The following is a 22951-nucleotide window of genomic DNA, read 5'->3' as shown; positions in this document are numbered from 1 at the left end:
AAGAGCCGTGTCCCAAGTCGGATTGATCGGATCGCCCGATGCCTTCAAAGCCAATTTGTTGAATCTGCGCCAGAACTTGCAAGAGATCGTGGCGCCGTTGCACGAGATCGCGCCGGGCCTGCCCTGGCAGAGGACCAACCAGGCCGATGAATACCACGCCCCGCAACCTGATTTCGAAAACGTGTTGCGCGAGGTTCTGGCTCCGGACGGGGTGGAGAACGCCCCGGAAACCGAGGTGCCTTTCAAACCCGTAGCGCCTCGCGAGAGCGACAGGCCGCCGGTGGAGGGACCGCGCGAGCAGCCCAGGGAGAGTCTGCCGCCGCAGTTGTCGCGCAACATGCTCGATTTCGAGGAGCGTCTGGGTTGGCAGTCGGCGAGTCTGACCTTCACCAACGTCCGTTCCGCCTCCGGTCACTACCGCACCGAGCTGGCCCGCAACGCCTACGCCAGCGTCAACGCCATGGGGCGTGCCGATTGATGGCATCCATGCACGGGGGGTCTCCCGAGCCTTGACCTCATTGGAGGGGGCGAATGACAGAAAAGGCCGCATGACCTTCCGTCACGCGGCCTTTTTGCCGTGAATCACCGCAGAAAAGGCCGCGTGACCTCCCGTCGCGCGGCCTTTTTGCCGTGGATCACCGCAAGGGAGATCCATGGTCGTGGGGCAAGGCAAGTCTGATTGGGGGGTGGGGATGTACAGCTACCAGTCGCGGGGCACGAAGTCGTCCGCGTTGGCCAGGTGGACGTTCTCCCCATTCTGGGTGATGACGAACAGACCCTGATTCATGGCGAAACGGTCGGCCTCGGAGGCGATCACCATGCCGGCGACCGCGCCGTAGACCCGGCAATCGGCGTAGCGGGGAAAGAACGCCTTGAAACAGGCCAGTCGGTCGAGATGCTCCTGCACATCCTCGGCGGTCAGGCGGCTCTTCACCTCGATGAGCACCACCGCGACCGTGTTGGCCAGCATCAGATCGATCTCCATGGTTCTGCCGGCCTTGATTTTTTTGACGCGCGCGAACAGTTCGTCCACCGGGATGCCGCGCGCCTGGAACAGGTTCAGGCAGACCGGTTTGATCATCTCCTCGATGAACTCGCCGAGTCGTCCGCCCAGGCGACCGAGTTGCTGACTCACCTCCCTGAGAACCCGATCCCGCTCTGCCGACTCCTCGCGCATCTGACGATCCAACGCCTGTTTGCGCCGGTCGCTCTCCGCGAACAGGTTGAGGATGAACTGTTTGCTCTCCTGGAATTGTCGATCCGACTCACGCAGACGGCGATCGGTCTCCTGCATCTGTCGATCGGTCTCCTGAATGCGCAGATCGGTCTCCCGCATGCGCAGATCGGTCTCTTTGAAGGCTTTCCAGACATCTTCCAGCGTGACGGTTTCGGTCATGAGGGGCTCCGGGATGAGGGGATCGTCGTGAGCGCTTCGGGTTGTTTCCAGGTTGTAAGATAACATGCGTCAGGGGCTTTGCCAAGCGGTCTGCAAGGAGAGGGGTTGCCAGAGGAGTCGGCTGGTTTCAAGGGTGGAAGCCATGAAAAAAGCCGGTCGGAGTTTGTCCGCCGGCTTTTTCTCCCAGGGTTCGGGTATGCGTGAGGTTCGCCTGGGGCGTGGGCTCACCCGTGGTGCGCCATTTCGGGAGCCACGGTGATTCAGGCGCGTGGGGTGGGAATCAGCGACCCCACTTCACCTGTTGCAACTGGTTGGCGAGATAATCCTTTTCCGCCTGGGTGAGGAACTGATTGAACAGGCCACCATCCTGGGGACGCACAGGCAGAGGAGCCATCGTACCCTGGGAAACGGGCCGGATCTGGGCCGGTTTCATCATGGCGGCGAGATGCGCCGGCGTAATGGTATTGGACATGGAAGCGATCTCTCTTTGCATGGTGTTGAGTAGGGGTTGTGGCTCCAGGCCTGAGCGATTAATCCTTATGCACCTTTTATGCCATGCCAAAAAAGAGTTTCATTTCATTTAAGAAAGTTTGATCTGCTCCCTCGGTTTAAGAAAGTTTGCCACAACAGTACTTGTACTTTTTGCCGCTTCCGCAAGGACAAACAGTGTTTCTTCCCACCTTCTCCCCGTCGCGACGGAATGGGGTGTGTCCGTCGTGGGCGCTCTCCTCGTCGTCGTCCAGGGGTTCCGCGCTCGGGTGGCTCATGGAAAGTTGACGATCCCGGGACGCCGCCCGTTCGGCCTCCATGCGCTCCACCTCGTCGGGTTGACGCACTTCGACACGCGCCAGAACCTCGATCGATTCCGCCTTGATGCGGGTCAAAAGATCGTCGAACAGGCCGAACGCTTCGCGCTTGTATTCGTTCAGGGGATCCTTCTGGGCGTAGCCGCGCAGATGGATCCCCTCCTTGAGGTGATCCATGTTCAACAGATGCTCTTTCCAGAGGGTGTCGAGCACCTGCAACAGGATCGCCTTCTCCAGGTAGCGCATCAGCGGCGCGCCCATGGCGTTTTCGCGATGTTGGTTGTAGGCTTCGATCAACTCCCAGGTCCGCTCGCGCACCACCTTGGCCGTGACCCCGGACTCCTCCTTCCAGGTGGCGACCGGCGCCAGCACGTTGAACTGCTTGCGTGCCGCGTCGGTGAACTCCTGGACTTTCCAATCCTCGGCGTAGGACTCCTCGGGAATGTGCGTCTCCATCAAGATATCCAGAAGATCGCCGCGCATGTCCTGGATGTATTCGGCGATCTCGTCGGCCTCCATCAACTCCTTGCGCTGCTCGTAGATCGCGCGACGCTGCTCGTTCATCACGTCGTCGAATTTCAGGAGATTCTTGCGGATGTCGAAGTTGCGCCCCTCGACCTTCCGTTGCGCCGACTCGATTGCCTTGTTGATCCACGGGTGGACGATCGCTTCGCCCTCCTGAAGCCCGAGTTTTTGCAACATGCCATCCATGCGCTCCGAACCGAAGATGCGCATCAGGTCGTCCTGCAACGACAGATAGAAACGGCTCGAACCAGGATCACCCTGGCGTCCGGCGCGACCGCGCAACTGGTTGTCGATGCGGCGCGCCTCGTGGCGTTCGGTGCCGAGGATGTGCAGACCGCCTGCGGACAGCACCTCGAGTTTTTCGGCGGCGCATTCGGCACGGATCTGCAATTCGAGTTTCTCGCACTCCTCCGGGGTGGCGGTTTCCGGGATTTCCGACTGGATGCGCATCTCCGGGTTGCCGCCCAACTGAATGTCCGTGCCGCGTCCGGCCATGTTGGTGGCGATGGTGATCGCCCCCTTGCGACCCGCCTGGGCCACGATCATCGCTTCGCGTTCGTGGTGCTTGGCGTTGAGGACGTTATGGGGAATCTTCATTTGTTTCAGGCGTTTGGCGAGATCCTCGGACTTTTCGATGGAGACCGTGCCGACCAGAACCGGTTGGCTGCGCTGCCGACAGTCGATGATCTCGTCGATGATCGCCTTGATCTTCTCTTCGTGGGTGCGGAACACCACGTCGTCGGCATCCTTGCGGATCATGTCGCGGTTGGTGGGGATGATCACCACCTGGAGGTTGTAGATCGATTGAAACTCCGAGGCTTCGGTATCGGCGGTGCCGGTCATGCCGGCCAGCTTGGCGTACATGCGGAACAGGTTCTGGAAGGTGATCGAGGCCAGGGTTTGGGATTCGTTCTGGATCACCACCCCCTCTTTGGCCTCGAGGGCCTGATGGAGGCCGTCGGAGTAGCGGCGGCCCGGCATCATGCGACCGGTGAACTCGTCGATGATCACCACCTCGCCATCCTTGACGATGTAGTCCCGATCTTTCTCGAACAGGGCGTGGGCGCGCAGCGCCTGATGGACGTGATGGACGATATCCACGTTGTGGACGTCGTACATGTTGCCATCCTTGATGATGCCGCGCTCCTTGAGGATCTCTTCCACCCGTTCGTTGCCATCTTCGGTGAAGATCACGGTACGGGCTTTTTCGTCCAGGGTGAAGTGGCTGTCGCGGGAGAGCAGGGGGATGATCCGATCGACCTTGTAGTATTTATCCGTGTTGTCTTCGGTGGGACCGGAGATGATCAGAGGGGTGCGCGCCTCGTCGATGAGGATCGAGTCCACCTCGTCCACGATGGCGAAGTTGAACGGGCGCTGGCACATATCCTCCAGGGAGAACTTCATGTTGTCGCGCAGAAAGTCGAAGCCGAATTCGTTGTTGGTGCCGTAGGTGATGTCGGCCCGGTAGGCGTCGCGGCGCTCCTGGTCGTCGAGACCGTGGATGATGATGCCGGTTTTCATGCCGAGGGCGGCGTAGATCTTGCCCATCCAGGCGGCGTCGCGGGTGGCCAGGTAGTCGTTCACCGTCACCAGGTGGGCCCCCTTGCCGGACAGGGCGTTGAGATAGAGCGGCAGGGTGGCGACCAGGGTTTTGCCTTCGCCGGTTTTCATCTCCGCGATCTTGCCCTGGTGGAGCACGATGCCGCCGACCAGTTGCACGTCGAAGTGACGCATGCCGGTGGTCCGTTTGCTGGCCTCCCGGACTGCGGCGAAGGCCTCGGGCAGCAGATCGTCCAGGGTTTCCCCCTCGGCGAGCCGTTTCTTGAAGAGTTCGGTCCTGCCCTTGAGTTCATCGTCGCTCAACCCTGCGAAGTCCGGTTCCAGGGCGTTGATCTTCTGGATCAGGGGGTTGAGGGTTTTCAAGTAGCGGTCGTTGCTGGATCCGAACAGCTTGCGGACAATGGCACCAAACATGGGAAGGGCATCCTTACAAAAAGACCTGGGCAATTTCACGACTGGGAAAAATTTTGTGAACATATCACGTTGGATTGGTTAAGGCAACCGTGACGCGCCAGGCATGCGATGTATACGTTGCGCTGGCAACGCGGCTTGGTTTGAAGTACACTCGAATCGGGGTGGATGGCCCTCGGCACCGGAATAAGGAAACGCGTCATGTTGATTCAGGAATTGATGAAGCAGATCGAGTTCTTCTGGGATTTTACCCGGGAGGAGCGCCAGGCGCTGATCGCGGCAGAGAGTTTTTTCAATACCTACCAGGATGGCGAATTCCTGGTCACCGAGGGGGACGAGGACGATTCGTTGTTCGTGATTCTGAAGGGGGAGGCCAAGGTGGTGCGGCGGGACTTTCCGGATCGGATCCTGGCCACCCTGGAGGCGGGTGCGGTGGTGGGCGAGGTTTCATTCCTGACCCGGCGCAAGCGCACCACCAACGTGATCGCCTTTGGCGAGACCACGGTCTTCCGCATCGACTCCTACAGCATGACCCGCGAGCATCTGGATCAGGCGTTGCAGACCAAGATCAAGAATCAGCTCATCGAGATCCTGGTGCGACGCCTGGATGATGCCAACAAGGCGCTGGCCAGTCAGAAAGAGGCCAACCTCGCCTTGACCAAGGCCCTGCGCGAGCAGGTGATGGGGCAGCACTCCTGAATCGGGATTATCCGGTCCAGCCGCCGGAGCCGGGATCACCCGGTCCAGCCGCCTGAGCCTGGATCACCCGGTCCAGCCGTCGGAGCCGGGATTATCCGGTCCAGCCGCCCGGCCAGAGCCAAGCCGCGCCGCGCACGCCGCTCGAATCTCCGTGTCTGGCCTGGACCAGCCGGGTGCGGGGGTGGTTGGCGAAGACGTGGGGCCTCCAGAGGCGTGGCACCTCCGCATAGAGTTCCTCCAGATTGGACAACCCGCCGCCGAGCACCACCACATGGGGGTCGAGGATGTTGATCACCATGGCCAGGGCGCGCGCCAGCCGTTCGGCGTGGCCGGTCAGCACCGCCCGCGCGGTCGCATCGCCGGTTTTCGCCCGGCGTTCGATCTCATCCGGTTGGCATGACAGACCACCCGCCTCCCGGTATGCCCGACTCAACCCCGGTCCGGACAGAAAGGTCTCGATGCACCCCCGACGACCGCAGTAGCAGGTCGGGCCGGGCAGTTCGCCGGCTTGCGGCCAGGGCAGGGCGTTGTGGCCCCATTCGCCGGCAATCGCATTCGGGCCGGCCAGGAGTTGCCGGTTGAAGGCGATGCCGCCTCCCACGCCGGTGCCGAGGATGACGCCGAAGACCAGGGGCGCGCCGGCCCCCGCGCCATCGGTGGCCTCGGACAGGGTGAAGCAATCCGCGTCGTTGGCCAGCCGCACCGGGCGGGCGAGCAGCGCGGCGAGATCCCCGGCCAGATCCTGGCCAATCAGACAGGTGGAGTTGGCGTTCTGGATCAATCCGGTGGCTGGCGACACGGAGCCGGGAATGCCCACCCCCACGGGAATCGGCGTGGCGAGTCCCAGTCGCGCTTCGGCGTCGTCCACCAGCGCGCGCATGGTGCTCAGGGTGGCCGCATAGTCTCCCTGGGGGGTGGGTGCGCGGCGACGATGGCGAATCGTGCCGCCCGCGTCGAGGGCCACGATCTCGATCTTGGTTCCGCCCAGATCGATGCCCAGTCTCATGGCGCTCCCAGGAAATCGCGGATCAGTCCGTTCACCTCCGCGCTCTTTTCCAGAAAGAAGAGATGATCCGTCTCGTCGATGATCCGGGCTTGGGCATTTGGGATGCGGCTGGCCAGCATCTGGGCGTTGACCGACGGCACCACCAGATCGAGGGCGCCGGAGAGGATCAGGGTCGGCATGGTCAACCGTTCCAGGGGAACCGGTTCGGAGGCGAAGAAACGGGCTACCGCGTCGTATTGCAGCAACACCTGGGCGCTCTCCGGCTCGAAACGCAACCGGTGTTCGAGGATGTAGGCGTGGGTGTCGGGATAGCGGTTGAACAGAAACGGACAGAACGTTTCGGAGAGCGCGGCCCGGACCCGTTCTTCGCGGCGCAGCATGTAGATGGCGCTGATTTGTTCGCGGCTGAGCATCGGGAAGAGCCCCTTGAAGGCCGCGTCGTTGGAGCTGGTACACATGAGCACCAGCCGTTTGACCCGTTCCGGATGGCGCGCGGCGATCAACTGGGCGATGAATCCCCCCATGCTCAGGCCGATCAGCGTGAAGGTTTCGTGTTCGAGCTGGTCCATGAGGGCGATCACGTCCCCGGCCAGATCATCGAGGGTGTAAGGCTGGGTGGCGGGCGGGGAGAGACCCATGCCACGGTTGTCGGGCAGGATGGAGGTGTGGCGGTCGGCGAGGGTCTGTGCCAGGGGGCGATACATCCAGTTGCCGCTGGCGAATCCGGAGATGCAGAGAATGGGCGGGCCGTTGCCCAGGCTGTCCCAATGTCCGTTGAAGGTTTTTTTCATGGAAGAGGTCGTTGGATTGGGGGTTGTGGATTCCGGGTATGGCGTTGCAAAGTTCAAGGGTCGGTTCTTGTCATCGCGCATTGAGCTTTGTCGCCGGACCAGGGAGAATCATGCCATGTCATTGTAATGGATTCCCGGGTCGGATTGCACGCGCGATCCGGCATTCTCGAGCGTTGGAGTGGGCATGATTCGTCTGTTCTGGTTTTCTTTGTCGTTGGTGGTGATGTTGAGTGGCTTGTTGATCCTGCGCGGCGGCGTGCCTGCCGGGGAGGGGCCCAATGCCGGTTGGCGCGCTTGGCTGCTGGGGGAGGATGCGCGTCGCTCCCGGAACGAGGATCGGGTCGCGGCGCTCGAAGTCGGGCAGCGCCATGGGCAGGAGGCGCTTCTGGCGCGGTTGGATGCCGCCGAGTCGGAGTTGCACGCGCTGCGGAGTCGGGTCGAGAAGCTGGAATCCCTGCCCAGATCCGTCGAAATGCGCCTGGAGAGCGGCGCACTGGTGGTCCGGCAGGATGACAAGGGGTGGCGCATCGCCAATCTGTTCCAGCGCGAACGGGAGTTCCGCGAGCGGGTCACCTTCGAGAAGGGGTTCGCGGCCCCACCGCGGGTGATGTTGGGGGTGGTGGGCATGGAGCCGGGTCAGGAGCGGCTCCATTTCCAGCTTTCGGTCGAGGGGGTGGATGCGGCGGGCTTCACGCTGTTGGTGATGACCCGTGCCGAGGAGCGCCCCAGGGAGTTGCGGGTTGGTTGGTCGGCGTTTGGGGAGTAAGGACCGTCACCCCATACCGGTGACGGTCCCTGGAAACGGCTTGGGAGAGGGAAGGGTCATGCCCCCTCTTTATTTCGTCTTTTCCTGGCCTGGGAACAGAAACGACGCCAGAACCCCGAGTCCCAGCACGCAGGCCACGATGGCCAGGCTGGTGGACGGCGAGATGTGAATCCCCGGCCAGTGGAAGATCTCGTTGGAGGCGCCCATGGCCAGTTTCAAGGCGATGTAGAACAACAGCACGATCACCGCCTTGCCGAGATGGACCAGCATGCGCACCATCGCCGCCAGCACGTAATACAGCGCCCGCAGTCCCAGCACCGCGAACATCATCGCGCTCCAGACCAGGATCGGCTCCTGGGTGACCGCCACCACCGCCGGCACGCTGTCGAACGAGAACATCACGTCGGTTACCTGCACCACCATCAGACACAACAACGCTGGCGTGGCGTAGCGGTTCATGCCGGCCTGATAGCGGATCGTGGGGTCGCGTTCGGCCTCGGCCCGTGCCGTGGTCCCGTCGATGAACAGATGCAGACCGCTCAGACGCGGGAAGACTGGAAAATGCTTCTCGGTCCAGCGCACGGACCAGTGGTGGGAGTAATCGACCATCTCCTCGTCGCCATCGTCGGTGGTGAGCATTTTCCAGGCGGTCCAGCCGACGATGGCCGCGAAGACGAATCCCACCCACGGCGACCAGGCGAACAGGGCCGTGCCGACGGAGGCGAAGACGATGCGGAACACGATCGCGCCCAGGATGCCCAGGAACAGCACGCGGCTCTGAATGGCTCCGGTGAGGTTGAAGTTGTTGAAAATCACCATGAAGACCATGAGATTGTCCAGGGAGAGCGATTTTTCCAGCACGAACCCGACCAGGAAGAGATCGGCGAAGCGTTTGTCGAACCGTTCCCAGAGATAGGCGTAGAACAGCAGGGCCATGGCGATCCAGAAGAGGGTCCAGCCCGTGGCCGCCTTCAGCGACAGGGTATCGCTCTTCTGAAAGACGTTGAGATCCAGGGCCGCCGAGACAGCCACCACGCCGGCCAGGATCAACAGGATTTCCAGGGGGAAGCCAATGTGTTCCATTGTCGTTAGTCAGTCCATTTGAGGGTCTTGAGGGGGAAGGGACGGCATCGGTGTCACAGGGTTTGAATCAGCAGGCCATCCCGCAGCTTGGGTTCGAACCAGGTGGATTTGGGGGGCATCACGTGACCGGCGTCGGCCACGCGCATGAGTTCGTTCAAGGCGGTGGGATGCATGGAGAAGGCCACGGCCATTTCGCCCGAATCGACCCGTTGTTTGAGTGCTTCCAGGCCACGGATGCCGCCTACGAAATCGATGCGGGTATCTTTGCGCGGATCGCGGATCCCCAACAGGGGTTCCAGAATCCGCTCCTGGAGGATGGTGACATCCAGGCAGCGCACCGGATCGGCCTCGAGTTCGGGCTCGAGGGCGACCTTGATGCGAAACCAGCGATCTTTCAGGTACATGCCGAACTCATGGCGTGAGCCGGGCTTGACCGGTTGGGAGGCCGGGGCCAGGGTGACGCGGGGCAGGGCGGCGATGCGATCCAGGAAGGAGGCTTCGTCGAGACCGTTGAGATCGGTGACCACGCGGTTGTAATCGAGAATGCGCACCTGGGTATCCGGAAAGGTGACCGCCAGGAAAAAGCCGTGGGGCGCGTCGGGAGATGGATCCTGGTCGCGGCGGGCCAGATGGATCCGCGAGGCGGCGGCGGCGCGGTGGTGACCGTCGGCGATGTACATGGCGGGCAGTCGTTTGAAGGCGGCGGAGAGGGTTTCGATCACTTCCGGATCGTCCACCCGCCACAGGGCGTGCCGGATCTGGTCATCGGCCCGGAAATCGCAGTACGGGGCATGGGTCTGGATCCAGGATTCGGTTGCCGTCTTGATGGCCGGATCGTGGCGGTGGGTCAGAAAGACCGGGCCGGAGTGGGCATCGAGCACGTCGGAAAGACGGGTGCGATCGTTCTCCTTGTCGGGTCGGGTGAACTCGTGTTTTTTGATGCGCCCCTCCAGATAGGCGGCCACCGAGGCGACTCCTGCGATGCCGGTCTGCTCGCATCCGTTCATGGTCAGCCGGTAGATGTAATAACCGGGCGATTCGTCGCGGGTCAGGATTCCGTCGTGCCGGAAGCGGTCGAAAAGCGCCCGCGCGGTGGTGTAGACCCGTTCGTCCGTGGCCGGGACCGACGGTTCGATGTTGATTTCGGCCTTGGAGACCCGCAGGAAGGAGTCGGGATTGCCGTCTGCCATCCGGCGCGCCTCGTCGCTGTTCAGGACATCATAGGGGGGCGCGGCCACGCGCGCTTCCAACCCGGCGCGGGGGCGCCAGGCACGAAAGGGGTGCAACAGAGTCACGACGATTCTCCGGATAATTGACTGATCTCTTTTTGAATGGTCTCTTCCATCAACCGCAGGGCCGAGCCCAGGCGCGGCCAGAGTTCTGCGGCCCGGCGCAACTCGCCCGATTTTCCGGCCTGTTCGATCTGGAAAGCCAGGGTATGGACCTCGACGCGACCAAAGGCGCCGGTGGCCCCTTTCAGGCTGTGGGCGGCCTCGCGGACCTCGTTGGCGTCTCCGTCGGCCAGCCCCCGTTCGATGCGCGCCATCTGACGCGGTGCGTCGGAAAAATAGAGCGAGGAGATCTCGCGCAGCAGGTCGAGGTCGAAGTCCACGGTCTTGAGCAGACGGTCCATGTCCACGATCACCCGTTCGCCATCGGCCTCCAGCGCGGCGGGCGGCGCGGTGTCACCCTCGGCGGGAATCGAGAGCAGTCGCTCCATCTCTGAGAAGAGCACCGCGGCCCGGACCGGCTTGGCGTGATAGCCGTCCATGCCGACCTCCATGGCGTGGCGCTGATCCTCTTCGCCGAGGAGCGCCGTCACCGCCAGGATCGGCAACCGTTTCGCGCCGCTGGTCGCCTCGCGGCTACGGATTTCGCGGGTGGCCTGGAAACCGTCCATCACCGGCATGCGCAGATCCATGAGCACCAGATCCACCGGCAGGCGCGCGAGTTGATCCACCGCATCCTGGCCGTTCTGGGCCACCTCGACCCGATACCCCTGCTGCAGCAACAGGCGGGTCATGAGTTTCTGGGTGAAGGGGTTGTCTTCCACCAGCAGCACCAGCGGTCGGGCCTGGGCAACGTGCAAGGAGGGCTCGACGGGACGTTCGCCCGGCGCGATCGGCTCAAGGGTTGGCGCGACGGTCGTCTCTGCGCCTCCCAGGAGGGTCAGCAGCGCGCCGACCGCCTTGTGGATATACCGCAAACGCTCCCTTTGCAAGTCGGTCAGGGTGGTCTCGAGCAGCAAGGTCACCTGCTCGGCGACCTCTGCCGCCAACTGCCGTCCCCCGGCAATTTGATCCATGTCTGCCAATCGTGCGAATCCTCACTTAGAGTCGGTCAGGGGGGGCTTCCGGATCATGGCCGGACAGCCGACACTTAAAAAGTATCGATGAAACTCTCCACATTCTTGAACGCGCTTTCCAGATGAGCCAGGGTATGGCGCGTCTCCTCCCACTCCAGGCCGCGCGTCGCCTGCTCCATGACCCTCACCAGATGGGCCATGGCCGAGACCCCCATGTTGGAGCAGGCCTCCTTGAGTTCCATGGACGCCTCCCGGACTTGTTCCCCATCCTCTTTTTGGATCATCTCGGCGAGCTTGTCCAGGAGTTCCCGCGCCGAGGGGCGGAAATGGTGCAGCAACTCCCGGATCATTTCGTCGTCGTCTCCGAAAAGTTGTCGCAACTGGGAGATCTCCACCGGCGGCGGTGCGCCGATGCTTTTGGGGATCCAGTATTGCAGTTTCTGCTTGAGGGTCTCCGGCGAGACCGGCTTGGAGAGATAGTCGTCCATGCCGGCGTTGAGACACCGTTCCCGGTCTCCCTTCATGGCGTGGGCGGTCATGGCGATGATCGGGATGTGGCGCGCGGTGGACTGTTCCAGCTTGCGGATGGCGTGGGTGGCCTCGAAACCATCCATTACCGGCATCTGGCAATCCATCAGCACCAGGGCATAGGGGAGATGGGAGACCGCTTCCACGGCCTCTTGTCCGTTGGAGACCGCGTGGGCGGCGTAGCCGAGTTTCTTGAGTTGCAGGAGCGCGACCCGCTGGTTGACCAGGTTGTCCTCGACCAGCAGCAGCAGATTGCCCGACTCCAGGGCGTCGTAGGCATCCGGTTCCGGGGTGCGGGTTTCGCGGCTCGGGGTGACGGTGATCGCCTCCGGGGGTTTGGGGGCGGAGTCGGGTTGGATCTGTTCGACCAGCAGCCGGATCCACTCCGCGCGGCGCATCGGCTTGACCAGCACCCCGTCGAATCCCGACTTGAGGAACCGTGCGCGCTCCTCCTTGTCATCCCAGTCCATGAGCACGATCAGGGTCAGGGGTTGGGTGTCGGCTTCGCGGCGCAACAGGTCGGCCAGGATCTGGCAATCCATGTCCGAGAGGGAGGCGGAGATCACCACGATCCGGAACGGCTCCTTGCGTGACATCGCCTCGCGGAAGGCGACCAGTCCCTGTTCGCCGTTGATGGTGCCGTGGTGGAACATCTCGCAGGAGTCGAAGCAGGCGCCGAGAATCTCCTGATCGGTGGTGCGCTCCATGACGGTGAGGATGCGCATGCCGGGCAGAAGATCCACGGGCTGGCCGTCGAAGTCGTCGGAGACCGGTTGTCGGGCGAGTTGGAACGGCAGACGGAACCAGAAGATCGTTCCCCCCTCGGGGCGGCTGCGTGCGCCGATCTCCCCGCCCATCAGTTCGGCCAGGCGCTTGGAGATCGCCAGTCCCAGACCAGTGCCGCCGAATTTGCGTGCCGTGCCGCGTTCGGCCTGGGTAAAGGGTTCGAAGAGGCGGTTGGTCTCTTCGTCACCCTGTTTGAGGCCGATGCCGGTATCCGCCACCGCGAAATGGACCGTCACCTGGTTGCCGGACAGCTCCTCCATGCGCACCCGCAGCGTCACCTCGCCATCTTCGGTGAACTTGATGGCATTGCCCAGCAGATTCAGCAGCATCTGCCGCAACCGTCCGGGATCGCCATGCAACCCGCGCGGGATCTCCGTGGAGACGTGGGTCATCAGCGAGATCCCCTTGTCGTGGGCCTGGGGCGCGAGCAGTTCGGCGGCGCCTTCCACGACGGTCAACAGCGAGAAGTCGATCCGTTCGATGTCGATCTTGCCGGCTTCGATCTTGGAGAAATCCAGAATGTCGTTGATCAACGCCAAAAGGGAGCGCGAAGAGTCGCGCACGATCTCCGCGAACTCCTGCTGTTCGTCGTTGAGAGGGGTATCCATCAGCAGATCGTTCATGCCGACGATGGCATTCATCGGCGTGCGGATTTCGTGGCTCATGTTGGCCAGAAACACCGACTTCAAGCGCGCGGACTCCACCGCGGCATCGCGGCTGCGCTTGATCTGTTGGATCTCCTCGAGCGGCACCGTGGCGTTGCGGAAGATCGCCATGGAACCGACGATCTCCCCCTCGCGCAGCAGGGGGGAGGTGACGTGGGAAACCGGCAGGAAGGTGCCGTCCCGGCGGATGAAGTGGTCTTCGTCCACCCGATAGGTTCGTCCCAGGAGGCTCTGATGGGCCGGACAGTCGCGAATCGAGAACGGGGTTTTGTCCGGTCGGGTGTGGTGGATGATCTCGTGGAGGTTGCGGTGCAGGATCTCCGACTCCTTCCAGCCCAGCAACCGTTCCCCCTCCTGGTTGAGCATCAGGAGTTGGCCGCGGTTGTCGAGCACGTAGGCCCCTTCGCCCATGGAGTCGATGACATGGCGCAGGAACAGGAGATTCTCTTCCAGGCGGGCCGTGTTCCTGGACCGTTCGGTGATGTCGGAGGCGACGCTGATGTACTGGAAGGGGCGTCCCGCCGGGGTGAGGAACGGCACGATGGCGCAATCAAGCCAGAAGAACTCGCCGTTCTTGGCCCGGTTGCGAATCTCGCCGCGCCATGTCCGTCCGCCCTGGATGGTGCGCCACATCTCCTTGAAGAACGACTTGGGATGGTATCCGGAGTCGAACATCTTGTGGTTCTTGCCGAGGATCTCCTCGAGTTCGTACCGGCTCACCTGGGTCCATTTCGAATTGACATGGAGGATGGTCCCTTCCGGATCGGTGATGCTCATCAGGAGGTGTTGGTCCAGGGCGTGTTGCTGTCGTTCGAGCCGGTGGATGGTCTCGTGGAAACGGCGCGTGCGTTCCATGAGCATCGCGTCGAGCCGGGTCCGTTCCATGGCGTCGCGGAAGATCCCCTGAATGGCGATTCGCTCCCCGGAGTCGTCGCGTTCCACCTGGGCCGAGAGCGACACCGGGGCCTGTTTGCCGCGCCGGCAGGTGAGAATCAGGTCGAAATCCTCGATGCGGTCGCTGGTCTTGAGGATCTGCATCAGTTCCTGGAAATGGTCGGGCGTGACGCAGAGATCCGCGAACGGTTTTCCCTGAAGATCCCCAGGCCGCTGTTTGAGGAGTTTGTGGACCGACGGGCTGATCACCTGGATGAGTCCGGTTGGATCCATGCGGAAGAACACCTCGTCCATCTGATCGCAGATGGCATGGTATTGGGAGAGTTTTTCCTGGACCTTGAGGGTGTGGCTCCGTTCGCGGGTGATGTCGCGCACCACCACCAGATCGCCCGGAATGGCGTTGGAGAGCAGATGGGGATGGCCGGTGAATTCGATGGCGTGGATGATTTCACCCGTGGCCGAGGGGGGGACGAGGGTTTGTTCGATGCGCCCCAGGCGTTGACCCATGCCGCATTGCGGACAGCGGGTAACCGGCGGCAGCGGGGTTTGGGAGGCGATGCGGCTCCACCACACCTCGGGCGATCCCCAGGGTTTGGTCAGGGCGTGCAACACGGCATCCGCGGCGTGCAGCGCGCCGCTTTCACGGATGATCCCCACGCCCGCGGGGGATTTATCCACTTCCGGGACGACGTGCGAGCCGGATGTTCCGTGTTTCATGTTGACGATCGCTCCTGATGGTCGCTTTTTTTCTTGGATATTCAGGGTTCCGTTTCTCGTCCAAAGCATAACCGTCCTGACGCCGTTCGGCAACGGTTCGATGAAGATTCGTCATGCCGGCGCGATTCGGGGTCGGTTTTCAGCGGTTGGCGTTCAGGTTTTTCAGGGAGGCCAGAAAGACCTCCTGTCCCCGTTTGGTCCGTTGCTGGGTTCCGGTTTCGCCCGACGGCTCCCCGGACGATCCGCCGGCATCGGACTCACCCGGTTTGACGCCTGGTTTGCGATTTTTCAGCGGCGGCATGAGCACGAAGGGGGTGGGTTCGGGTTGGGCGGGTTCCGGGGGCTCGGGGGGCGGGGTCATCCAGCCGGGATGGGCCGCCTCGGCGGCGCGCAGGATCTCCGCCACCGTGAGGGATGGGGGCTCCGCGGGCGCGGCTGGCATCTCCTCGGGCGGCACGGGGGGCGCGGTGACGGTGGGCTCCGGGCGTGCCGGGACGGCCTCCGCATCGACCGGCTCCGGGCGTGTCGGGACGGCCTCCGCATCGATCGGCTCCGGGCGTGCCGGGACGGCGGAGTCGTGTCCGGTCTCCTGAACAACGGCTCCGGCTGACTTGAGGAGATGGGACACCACCCGCGCCCGACTGCTGCCCAGGGTGGCGGCCAAATGGTCGAACTGGGCCAACTCCTCGTCCGTCAGCCAGATCTCCAGCCGTTTCATCCCCTCCTGGCGTCGTTTGCGATAGGCCATGACGCGCATCGAGGGGGTGTCGTGTATCTTGCGGGGTGCCATCGTGGTCACATGCTCCAATGCGCTCAAAAAAACGTTTTTCTCCACTTGTCAGAGGGGATTCATCCATGATACCAACGTTTGTTTGTCCATTCCACCCTCCTTAGGCGTGGTCCGTTCTTGCTCGTTGCTCGAAACGGTCCAACGCCCGCAACACGAAACGAAGGTTCGAAAAAAAACAATGACACAACCCACCACCAGTCCCAACGCCGTTTGGCAGGAAGTTTTGGTCAACCGCGCCGACCGGGAACGCATGAACGGTCATCGCGGCGCCATCCTCTGGTTCACCGGTCTGTCCGGATCCGGCAAGTCCACCATGATCCACGCCCTGGAAAAGCATCTCCACGACGCCGGACGCCACACCTATGCCCTGGACGGGGATAATGTGCGTCATGGTCTGTGCGGGGATCTGGGCTTCTCCAATCAGGATCGGGTCGAGAACATCCGGCGCATCGGCGAGGTGGCCAAGTTGATGCTCGATGCCGGCCTGATCGTGCTGTGCGGTTTCATCTCCCCGTTTGCCGCCGACCGACAGCGGGTGCGCAATCTGGTGGCCCCCGGCGATTTTCTGGAGATCCATTGCGAGTGCTCCCTGGAAATTTGCGAACAGCGCGATGTCAAGGGGCTCTACCGCAAGGCCCGGGCCGGCCTGATCCCGGAGTTCACCGGCATCTCCTCCCCCTACGAGGCCCCGGAGAATCCGGAACTGCGCCTCGACACCGGCAACGAGAGCGTGGAAGCCTGCGTGGGTCGGGTGTTGGCGCTGTTGGGTGGCGACTGATCCGCATCAGGGCCGTTCGTGTCGGCGGATCCAGAACCGATACCCCTCTCGTTCGGATGGTTCGAATCCCCTGGCGCCCAAAATCTCCTCGATTTCGGCGCGCCAGGGGGTTGTCCCCTGGATCACCACCAGGCCGATGCGCAGATCATCGATGGCCGCGGTGAGTTTTTCCTTTCCCTTGACCGGTTGTTTGTTCCCCTCCACGTAATCGAGCAGCTCCAGCCGTCCTTCCCGCTCCTCGGACGTCAAGAAATCGGCCAGTTGATTCATGTAGCTCCTTTCCACGGCAACCAGTCGGGGATGGTGACGCCGTGTCGTGACCCAGACGCCCAACGCGCGTGGAACCAGCGCGGAGTGATCGGGAGGGGTCTGACCGACGACGGCCAGCGCCAGCTCGAATTCCAGGCGGGGAGCCTTGATGTCGGGTCGTTCGATCCGTGTTCGGGGTGGGGTCAGAGGAGGGCGTCTCCCCTGTCCGTCGGTGGTCAGGTGGGCGAGGGTGGCCAGCAGGGTGATCAGGGCGAGCACGCCGACTCCGAACCGGAAACGGGGGATGAAACGGACGATCAGGGCCAGCCCCACCAGGGCGATCGTCGGCGCGAAGGGGTCGCCCCACCAGCCGCGCCAGCGCGGCAGGAACGACAGCAGGATCGTCCCGGCGCAGATCAGGGTGATGACCACCGGCAGGCGTGACTCCATGGCCGGGATGCGAGGCGTCGCGCCGGGTTGGCTCTCCGGGCGCGGCAAGGCGATCGCATGGAGCAGCAGCGCGCCGAGCAGGGGCATCGGCATGGTCAGAAACAGCCGCCAGGTGACCGGGCCGGTGAGATGCTCGGTCAGAAGCGGATGGAGGAGTGGATTGAAGACCAAGCCGATGAACACGCAGGAGAGTCCCAACAGCGTGCGCCGCAGTCGCGGGTCGGAGAGGGTGGCCCAGGCGCCGGTCAGAACCAGCAGGTAGAACCACAGATGGGGCCCCTTGCCGAACACATAGTGGATGCTTTGCGCCATGTCGGGCATCTGCCAGGCGGTGTTGACCATGGCATCGACCGTGGCGTGGCGCATTGACAACCCCAGGCCGAGGGGATAGGCGCAGGCCAGCACGCCGAGGAGGGCCCGAAGGGTGGCGATGCGGTTGGGACGCCAGTTGGCGGCCAGCCCCAGTCCGGTGGCCACCGGCCCCAGGAAGATCCCCGACGAGGAGCACCCCACCGCGGCGATCTGTCCCAGAAAGATCCATGCGGCGTCGCGCGTCCGTCCGGTTTGCGCGAAGCGCAGACCGGACCACAGCAGCACCGGCAGCAGCGCGGAGAAGAGCAGCGACTTGCCGAACTGGAGTTGCACGAAGGCGAACACGGCTGGACTGGCACGGAACTCCCCGCCGGCGAGCAGCAGCAGGCCGAGGGTGATGGGAAGCGCGGCCAGCCAGTGGTTGGGGGCCAGATGGCGCAGCAGCAGGGTCTGGGCCAGCACCACCCAGGCGGCGTAAAGCGGGGCGAGCAGCAGGTGCGAGACCCAGATGGGTTCGCGATCCAGGAGCGAGGCGAGCAGCGCCACCAGCAACTCCACGGAGGGAACGCGATCCACGGGCATCCAGCGGAGTTCGGTTTCCGCCCAGACCATCTGGTTCCAGGAGAGCAGGGGCCGGTCCGGGTGATCGAGGGTCATGGCCGCCAGATTCGAGTAGTACTGGTCGTCCGGATCCGGACGATGGGCCATGGCCGTGATCGCCACGGCGGCGATGACGAGCAGGGCGAACAGCCATGCCTCGGCGCGTCGCAAGGGAGCCGGAGGCGCGGGTTCGACTCCCGGCTGGTCGCGCATGGTCCACCAGGCGTGTCCCAGGAAGAGCATGGCGACCATCCAGAACAGGTGTATGCGCCCATTGGGAAAGGGATGGAGCGCGAATTCAAACAGCGCGACAAGGGCCGCGGCCAGGGTCAGGGATGTCCAGTCCACGGGTCGGGGTGGGTGGGGGGCTGGAACGGGGCTGGGGAGCGGGGTGTGTCTGGTCCTGTTCCGGAGTGCCAGCCAGAGCGGCGGCGTGGCGACCAGGGGGATCCAGGCCCAGCGGGTCAGATCGTGAAAATTGCCCTGTCCGAACAGGCCGATCCCGTGGGCGAGAAGGGTCCAGAGGGCCAGGCCGAGCAACGGCAGCAGGGTCAGGGTTTCGATCCGATCGGTTCCGCCTCGCCTTGACAGGGGTGGCGCCGTATTTAGAATGGTCATCCCGCGTGAATTCCCAAGTGCCGACAGGAGTCCGAGCTTGACCGCCTCGTCCCGATTCAAAGTTCCGTTCTTTCTGCACGATCTCGGTCAAGAGGAGATCGATGCGGTTGCCGCCGCCATTCGTCATCCGGTGCTGACCACCGGGGAGACCGTGGCCCGCCTCGAGGCCCAACTGGCCGAGTATCTGGGGTGTCGCCACGTTCTGGCCACCACGAGTTGCACCGGGGCGTTGCACATCTCCCTGTTGGCGTTGGGCATCGGGCCGGGGGATGAGGTGATCACCACCCCGATGACCTTCATCGCCACCGCCGCCGCGATCCTCGAGGCGGGCGCCACGCCGGTTTTCGTGGATGTGGAGCCAGAGACCGGCAACCTGGATGTCGGGTGCGTGGCGGCGGCCATCACCGAACGGACCCGCGCCATTCTGCCGGTCCATCTGTATGGACGACTGTGCGACATGGTAGCACTCCGGGAGTTGGCCAGGCAAAGAGGATTGCACCTGATCGAGGATGCGGCCCACTGCCTGGAAGGGCGTTCCGGGGAGGTCCGTCCCGCCTCCCTGGGGGATACGGCCTGTTTCAGTTTCTATGCCACCAAGAACATCACCTGCGGGGAAGGGGGCGCGCTCGCGGTCAACGACGATGCGTTGCACGAACGGCTGCGTCTGCTGCGTCTGCACGGCATGACCAAGAGCGGGGCCGAACGGGCCTCCAGGGGGTACGAGCATTGGGATATGGTGCTCATGGGGTGGAAATACAACATGAGCAACATCGAGGCCGCGCTGCTTCTGCCGCAGATGGGGCGGATCGAGCGCAACCTGGCGCGCCGCGAGGCGCTGGCGCAACGCTATGAGGTCGGCCTGGCCGGGCTGGATGGGGTGCGTCTGTTCGCGCCGCCGGCTCCGGGAACCCGGCATGCGCGTCATCTGTTCCCGATCCTGGTGGAGGGGCGGCTGCCGAGGGATGGCTGGATCGCCGCCCTGCACGCCGAGGGGGTCAGCGTGATGGTCAACTACCGGCCCGTGCATCTGACCCGTTATTTTTCCGAGCGGTTCGGTTTCAAGCCTGGAAGTTTTCCGGTGGCCGAGTGGATCGGGGAGCGGGTGATCTCCCTGCCGCTCTATCCCCGCATGAGCGACGCGGATGTGGATTTGGTGGTTGAGGCGCTCCACCGCATCGCGCGGGGGTGAACCCCAGGCTTTCGCGCTGACCGCATCGCGCGCGGGTGAACACTTCCGGCTTCTGATCCGGTTCGGGATCCGCGCGTTTTATCGCGGTGCGCGTCGGGGATGGTTGGGGTCGTCGGGAGGGAGTCCGAGACGACGCGCGACGATGTAGAGCGGACGCTGTTTGACCGCGCCGAAGATCTTCCCCACATAGATGCCGATGATCCCCAACACCCCGAGGATCAGGCCGGTGTTGAAGAACAGGGCGACCATCAGGCTGGCCCAACCGGGAACGTCGATGTCTCCCAACAGGGCGCGCAGCAGAAAATAGAGACCGATCAGAAACGATCCGCTCGCCATGATCAGGCCGATGGCCGCCGAAAGATAGAGCGGGCGTTCGGAGTGGGCCAGGATGATGTGGGTGGCCAGTCGGACCCGTTTGTACCAGCCGCGATAGCCGGAGATGCCGGCGAACCGCTCCCCCTGTTCGGCGGGGAGGGTGGCATGGCGGAAACCGAGCCAGTGGACGATGCCGCCGTAAAAGCGCAACTCCTCGCGCAGACCGCGATAGTTCTCGACCACCTGGCGTGAAATGATCGAAAAGTTGCCGATGTCCGGATCGGTGTGGGTGCCGGAGAGTTTCTGAAAGAGCCAGTGGAACATCCGGACCAGCGCGAGGTAGAGTCCGGACTCCTTGCGCTGGCGTCGGGCCACGAACACCACGTCGTACCCTTCCAGGGCTTTCTGGACGAGATCCGGGATCACCTCGGGCCGGTCCTGGAGATCGCCGTCCATCACCACCACCCAATCCCCGTCACAGGCGTCCAGACCCGCAGAGATGGCCAGATGCTGGCCGAAATTGCGGCTGAATTCGATGGCCTTGATGCGCGCATCCCGTGCCGCCAGCCTCGCGAGGATCTCCCAGGAGCGATCCTTTCCGCCATCGAGCACGAAAAGAATTTCGTGATCCGGGCTGATGGGTTCGAGCACGGCATTCAGGCGCGCGACCATCTCCTCGAGGATCGCCTCTTCCCGAAAGATCGGAATCACCACGCTGATGAAGGCCATGTCCGGTGGACTCCTGAAAAGGGGAGATCTTGGAATGACCACGGAACTCCCGAAGGGAGGTCCGTGGTACGGGGGGTGAGGGGGTTCTCCCCCCCATCATGCAAGTTAATGAAACTCGACCTGTCCCGAGGCGGTGACGATCGGGACGGTGCGCATCCACTCCTGTTTTTTCCACCATTCCGGATTGGCCCGATACCAGGCCACGGTCTGCTCCAGACCCTCGCGCCAGGAGATGGTCGGTTTCCAGCCCAGGCGTGCCCGGAGCTTGTCCGAGTTGCCGGTGTGCCGGGAGACCTGGCCGGGACGGTTGCCCCGGTAGGTGATCGACTCCCTGGTGAGCCCCATGATGTCGGTGAGATCGTGGGCGATATCCAGGATCGAGTGGTGCTCGTCGGTGGCGATGTTGAACACCTCGCCGACCACCTGGTCCGCCGGGGCGTGGAGAATCTGGTCCAGGGCGCGGCAGTGGTCCGCGACGTGGACGAAATCCCGCGCTGCGGTGCCGTCGCCGTGCACGGTCATCGGCATGCCGGTCAGGCCGCTGACGATGAAACGTGGAATCACCTTTTCCAGGTGTTGCCGGGGTCCGTAGTTGTTGAAGGGGCGCACGATCACCATCGGAATCCGATAGGTGGCCCAATAGGAGTAGAAGAGCCGGTCCGCGCCGCATTTGGCGCTGGCGTAGGGGCTCATGGGGTTCAAGGGGTGGTTTTCGTCCATCCGTTCGGTTTCGGCGGTGCCGTACACCTCGGAGGTGGAGATGTGGATGAGCCGTTCGATGCGTTTGCCCGCCTTGAGCACGGCGTTGGCGAGCACGTAGGAGCCCATGACGTCGGTCTGGAAGAACTGCTGGTTGTCGAAGATCGAACGGGTGACGTGGGACTCGGCGGCGAAGTGGACCACGATGTCGGCATCGGCGACCAGGGTGTTCATGAGTTCGGCGTTGCAGATGTTGCCGTACCAGAACTGATGCGGGGCCGGATGTTCGGGCGAGAATTCCGGCGGAAGATTGTCGGTGGAGCCGGCATAGGTCAGTTGATCGACCACCACCAGGCGATATTCGGGATGGTGGTCGAGGAGATGCTTGACGAAGTTGGAGCCGATGAAACCGGCTCCGCCGGTGATCAACACGGTTTTCGACATGATGGATCGTTCCTTGACGGGTTCGTCATGCTGGGGGTTGATTCGTCTTTTGACCGGGCGGTGTCGCGGTCGCCGGCGGCGAGGATGGACAGGCTCTCCGGACCGACGTTGAGCAGCAGGTCGAGGGTGGAGAGATAGGGGATGAACTCCCCGTGAATCTGCGGGTAGACGGGGTGGTGGTAGTTCTGCCAGGCCACGGTCACGCCGTGCCGGGCGAACAGATCGACATCCAGATAGGCTTGCGCGGCGTTGCCGGAGAGATAGCGCTCTGCCTCGAAGCGACGACAGATCTCCAGGAGTCGTTCGCTGCGTTCGCCGGGGATGCCCAGTTCCGAGGCCAGACAGGTTTGCCGCTCCAGGCCGAGCCAGCGGCACATCTGCTCGATGAGGGTCAGGTCCAGGTCGATCAGCCAGCGCCAGGGCCGGGAGAGCAGTTCCCGCAGTTCCGGGAGGTAATCCCTGGCAAAGGGGGCCTTGGCATAGCACTGTTCGATCGAAGCGATCTGTTTGCGCGCCCAGGGGTTGGCGGAATCGATTTCGATTTCGCGGATCAGCGGTTTGTTCAGCCCCTTGTGACGCACGGGCACGGTGAGCCAGAGCGGTCCGTTGGCCGAGCGGACGCGGTTGCGATTGCGCCAGCCGTGTTTGTCGTACTGCACGTCGTCGTAATAGACGAACAGGTCGCAGCGGTACATCTGCTCGAAAAAGCCGAGCCAGGGCAGATATCCCGGTTGCAGGACGGCGATGGTTTTCATCGTGGGTCTGACCCGCGTTCTTGGTCGTGGGCTCGGATCGCCGGAGGCATGAGGGTCATGGGATCCGGCGCGGATGGTGGAAACT

19 protein-coding genes are annotated in these 22951 nt (G+C 63.2%); 5 read left to right on the top strand and 14 right to left on the bottom strand.

What is annotated here, in order from left to right:
* Positions 1-7: 7 nt before the first annotated feature.
* The gene (locus tag ACOY6C_RS10165) at positions 8-478 is read left to right on the top strand and encodes a hypothetical protein (protein WP_420905362.1); all 471 of its coding nucleotides are present in this window, start codon (positions 8-10) and stop codon (positions 476-478) included.
* A 222-nt stretch (positions 479-700) separates the two neighbouring features.
* On the opposite strand, the gene ACOY6C_RS10160 is transcribed toward ACOY6C_RS10165, so the two are convergent.
* The 3 genes from ACOY6C_RS10160 to secA all read right to left on the bottom strand — a co-directional run bounded on the left by ACOY6C_RS10160 (position 701) and on the right by secA (position 4701).
* Positions 701-1396 (bottom strand): hypothetical protein, encoded by a 696-nt coding sequence (locus ACOY6C_RS10160; RefSeq protein WP_420905361.1) that lies wholly within the window; start codon positions 1394-1396, stop codon positions 701-703.
* A 280-nt stretch (positions 1397-1676) separates the two neighbouring features.
* Entirely contained in the window at positions 1677-1868 is a 192-nt protein-coding gene (locus ACOY6C_RS10155) for a hypothetical protein (RefSeq protein WP_420905360.1), read from the bottom strand.
* Between the two features lie 136 nt (positions 1869-2004).
* The gene (gene secA / locus ACOY6C_RS10150; RefSeq protein WP_420905359.1) at positions 2005-4701 is read right to left on the bottom strand and encodes a preprotein translocase subunit SecA; all 2697 of its coding nucleotides are present in this window, start codon (positions 4699-4701) and stop codon (positions 2005-2007) included.
* Positions 4702-4899: 198 nt separating this feature from the next.
* Between secA and ACOY6C_RS10145 the strand changes: the two genes are divergently transcribed.
* Positions 4900-5397 carry a Crp/Fnr family transcriptional regulator gene (locus tag ACOY6C_RS10145; protein ID WP_420905358.1) on the top strand — a complete coding sequence of 166 codons (498 nt, stop codon included), beginning with the start codon at positions 4900-4902 and terminating at the stop codon, positions 5395-5397.
* A gap of 91 nt (positions 5398-5488) precedes the next feature.
* On the opposite strand, the gene ACOY6C_RS10140 is transcribed toward ACOY6C_RS10145, so the two are convergent.
* Both ACOY6C_RS10140 and ACOY6C_RS10135 read right to left on the bottom strand, forming a co-directional pair.
* On the bottom strand, positions 5489-6403 hold the full coding sequence (locus ACOY6C_RS10140) for an ROK family protein (RefSeq protein WP_420905357.1): 915 nt from the start codon (positions 6401-6403) through the stop codon (positions 5489-5491).
* The gene (locus tag ACOY6C_RS10135; RefSeq protein WP_420905356.1) at positions 6400-7194 is read right to left on the bottom strand and encodes an alpha/beta fold hydrolase; all 795 of its coding nucleotides are present in this window, start codon (positions 7192-7194) and stop codon (positions 6400-6402) included. Before ACOY6C_RS10135 ends, ACOY6C_RS10140 begins: the two co-directional genes overlap by 4 nt.
* Before the next feature lie 184 nt (positions 7195-7378).
* Between ACOY6C_RS10135 and ACOY6C_RS10130 the strand changes: the two genes are divergently transcribed.
* The gene (locus tag ACOY6C_RS10130) at positions 7379-7960 is read left to right on the top strand and encodes an H-type lectin domain-containing protein (RefSeq protein WP_420905355.1); all 582 of its coding nucleotides are present in this window, start codon (positions 7379-7381) and stop codon (positions 7958-7960) included.
* Positions 7961-8029: 69 nt separating this feature from the next.
* Here the strand turns inward: ACOY6C_RS10130 and ACOY6C_RS10125 are convergent, their stop codons facing one another.
* The 5 genes from ACOY6C_RS10125 to ACOY6C_RS10105 form a co-directional block, all read right to left on the bottom strand.
* Entirely contained in the window at positions 8030-9043 is a 1014-nt protein-coding gene (locus ACOY6C_RS10125) for a TerC/Alx family metal homeostasis membrane protein (protein WP_420905354.1), read from the bottom strand.
* A gap of 53 nt (positions 9044-9096) precedes the next feature.
* A complete protein-coding gene (locus ACOY6C_RS10120) occupies positions 9097-10338 on the bottom strand; it encodes a DUF1015 domain-containing protein (protein ID WP_420905353.1) in 1242 nt (413 codons plus the stop codon).
* Complete coding sequence (locus ACOY6C_RS10115) at positions 10335-11348, bottom strand: response regulator (protein ID WP_420905352.1); 1014 nt, start codon at positions 11346-11348, stop codon at positions 10335-10337. The genes ACOY6C_RS10120 and ACOY6C_RS10115 overlap by 4 nt, the downstream gene beginning before the upstream one ends.
* 74 nt (positions 11349-11422) lie before the next feature.
* Positions 11423-14938 (bottom strand): PAS domain S-box protein, encoded by a 3516-nt coding sequence (locus ACOY6C_RS10110; RefSeq protein WP_420905351.1) that lies wholly within the window; start codon positions 14936-14938, stop codon positions 11423-11425.
* Positions 14939-15077: 139 nt separating this feature from the next.
* Entirely contained in the window at positions 15078-15728 is a 651-nt protein-coding gene (locus ACOY6C_RS10105) for a hypothetical protein (RefSeq protein ID WP_420905350.1), read from the bottom strand.
* Between the two features lie 178 nt (positions 15729-15906).
* Here ACOY6C_RS10105 and cysC point away from each other — a divergent pair, with 178 nt between their 5' ends.
* Positions 15907-16506: an adenylyl-sulfate kinase gene (cysC, locus tag ACOY6C_RS10100; protein ID WP_420905349.1), complete on the top strand. Its 600-nt coding sequence runs from the start codon at positions 15907-15909 to the stop codon at positions 16504-16506.
* Positions 16507-16512: 6 nt separating this feature from the next.
* On the opposite strand, the gene ACOY6C_RS10095 is transcribed toward cysC, so the two are convergent.
* Positions 16513-18735 (bottom strand): DUF6077 domain-containing protein, encoded by a 2223-nt coding sequence (locus ACOY6C_RS10095; RefSeq protein WP_420905348.1) that lies wholly within the window; start codon positions 18733-18735, stop codon positions 16513-16515.
* Positions 18736-18772: 37 nt separating this feature from the next.
* Between ACOY6C_RS10095 and ACOY6C_RS10090 the strand changes: the two genes are divergently transcribed.
* The gene (locus ACOY6C_RS10090) at positions 18773-19924 is read left to right on the top strand and encodes a DegT/DnrJ/EryC1/StrS family aminotransferase (RefSeq protein ID WP_420905347.1); all 1152 of its coding nucleotides are present in this window, start codon (positions 18773-18775) and stop codon (positions 19922-19924) included.
* Positions 19925-20002: 78 nt separating this feature from the next.
* On the opposite strand, the gene ACOY6C_RS10085 is transcribed toward ACOY6C_RS10090, so the two are convergent.
* From ACOY6C_RS10085 to ACOY6C_RS10075, 3 genes are all read right to left on the bottom strand, one after another.
* Entirely contained in the window at positions 20003-20968 is a 966-nt protein-coding gene (locus ACOY6C_RS10085; RefSeq protein ID WP_420905346.1) for a glycosyltransferase family 2 protein, read from the bottom strand.
* A 105-nt stretch (positions 20969-21073) separates the two neighbouring features.
* A complete protein-coding gene (locus ACOY6C_RS10080; protein ID WP_420905345.1) occupies positions 21074-22111 on the bottom strand; it encodes a dTDP-glucose 4,6-dehydratase in 1038 nt (345 codons plus the stop codon).
* A complete protein-coding gene (locus ACOY6C_RS10075; protein ID WP_420905344.1) occupies positions 22093-22866 on the bottom strand; it encodes a WbqC family protein in 774 nt (257 codons plus the stop codon). The genes ACOY6C_RS10080 and ACOY6C_RS10075 overlap by 19 nt, the downstream gene beginning before the upstream one ends.
* Positions 22867-22951 lie beyond the last annotated feature (85 nt).

It is taken from the genome of Candidatus Magnetaquiglobus chichijimensis, assembly GCF_045865675.1.
Classification (GTDB): Bacteria; Pseudomonadota; Magnetococcia; order Magnetococcales; family Magnetaquicoccaceae; genus Magnetaquiglobus; species Magnetaquiglobus chichijimensis.
The sequence above is the reverse complement of the archived record's forward strand: the minus strand, read 5'-3'. Positions and strand labels throughout refer to the sequence as shown.

Bases quoted from the DNA above. Each gene is read 5' to 3' on its own strand.
- ACOY6C_RS10160 (WP_420905361.1), bottom strand. From the start codon at position 1,396: ATGACCGAAACCGTCACGCTGGAAGATGTCTGGAAAGCCTTCAAAGAG.
- ACOY6C_RS10155 (WP_420905360.1), bottom strand. From the start codon at position 1,868: ATGTCCAATACCATTACGCCGGCGCATCTCGCCGCCATGATGAAACCG.
- secA (WP_420905359.1), bottom strand. From the start codon at position 4,701: ATGTTTGGTGCCATTGTCCGCAAGCTGTTCGGATCCAGCAACGACCGC.
- ACOY6C_RS10145 (WP_420905358.1), top strand. From the start codon at position 4,900: ATGTTGATTCAGGAATTGATGAAGCAGATCGAGTTCTTCTGGGATTTT.
- ACOY6C_RS10140 (WP_420905357.1), bottom strand. From the start codon at position 6,403: ATGAGACTGGGCATCGATCTGGGCGGAACCAAGATCGAGATCGTGGCC.
- ACOY6C_RS10135 (WP_420905356.1), bottom strand. From the start codon at position 7,194: ATGAAAAAAACCTTCAACGGACATTGGGACAGCCTGGGCAACGGCCCG.
- ACOY6C_RS10130 (WP_420905355.1), top strand. From the start codon at position 7,379: ATGATTCGTCTGTTCTGGTTTTCTTTGTCGTTGGTGGTGATGTTGAGT.
- ACOY6C_RS10125 (WP_420905354.1), bottom strand. From the start codon at position 9,043: ATGGAACACATTGGCTTCCCCCTGGAAATCCTGTTGATCCTGGCCGGC.
- ACOY6C_RS10115 (WP_420905352.1), bottom strand. From the start codon at position 11,348: ATGGATCAAATTGCCGGGGGACGGCAGTTGGCGGCAGAGGTCGCCGAG.
- ACOY6C_RS10110 (WP_420905351.1), bottom strand. From the start codon at position 14,938: ATGAAACACGGAACATCCGGCTCGCACGTCGTCCCGGAAGTGGATAAA.
- ACOY6C_RS10105 (WP_420905350.1), bottom strand. From the start codon at position 15,728: ATGGCACCCCGCAAGATACACGACACCCCCTCGATGCGCGTCATGGCC.
- cysC (WP_420905349.1), top strand. From the start codon at position 15,907: ATGACACAACCCACCACCAGTCCCAACGCCGTTTGGCAGGAAGTTTTG.
- ACOY6C_RS10095 (WP_420905348.1), bottom strand. From the start codon at position 18,735: ATGACCATTCTAAATACGGCGCCACCCCTGTCAAGGCGAGGCGGAACC.
- ACOY6C_RS10085 (WP_420905346.1), bottom strand. From the start codon at position 20,968: ATGGCCTTCATCAGCGTGGTGATTCCGATCTTTCGGGAAGAGGCGATC.
- ACOY6C_RS10080 (WP_420905345.1), bottom strand. From the start codon at position 22,111: ATGTCGAAAACCGTGTTGATCACCGGCGGAGCCGGTTTCATCGGCTCC.
- ACOY6C_RS10075 (WP_420905344.1), bottom strand. From the start codon at position 22,866: ATGAAAACCATCGCCGTCCTGCAACCGGGATATCTGCCCTGGCTCGGC.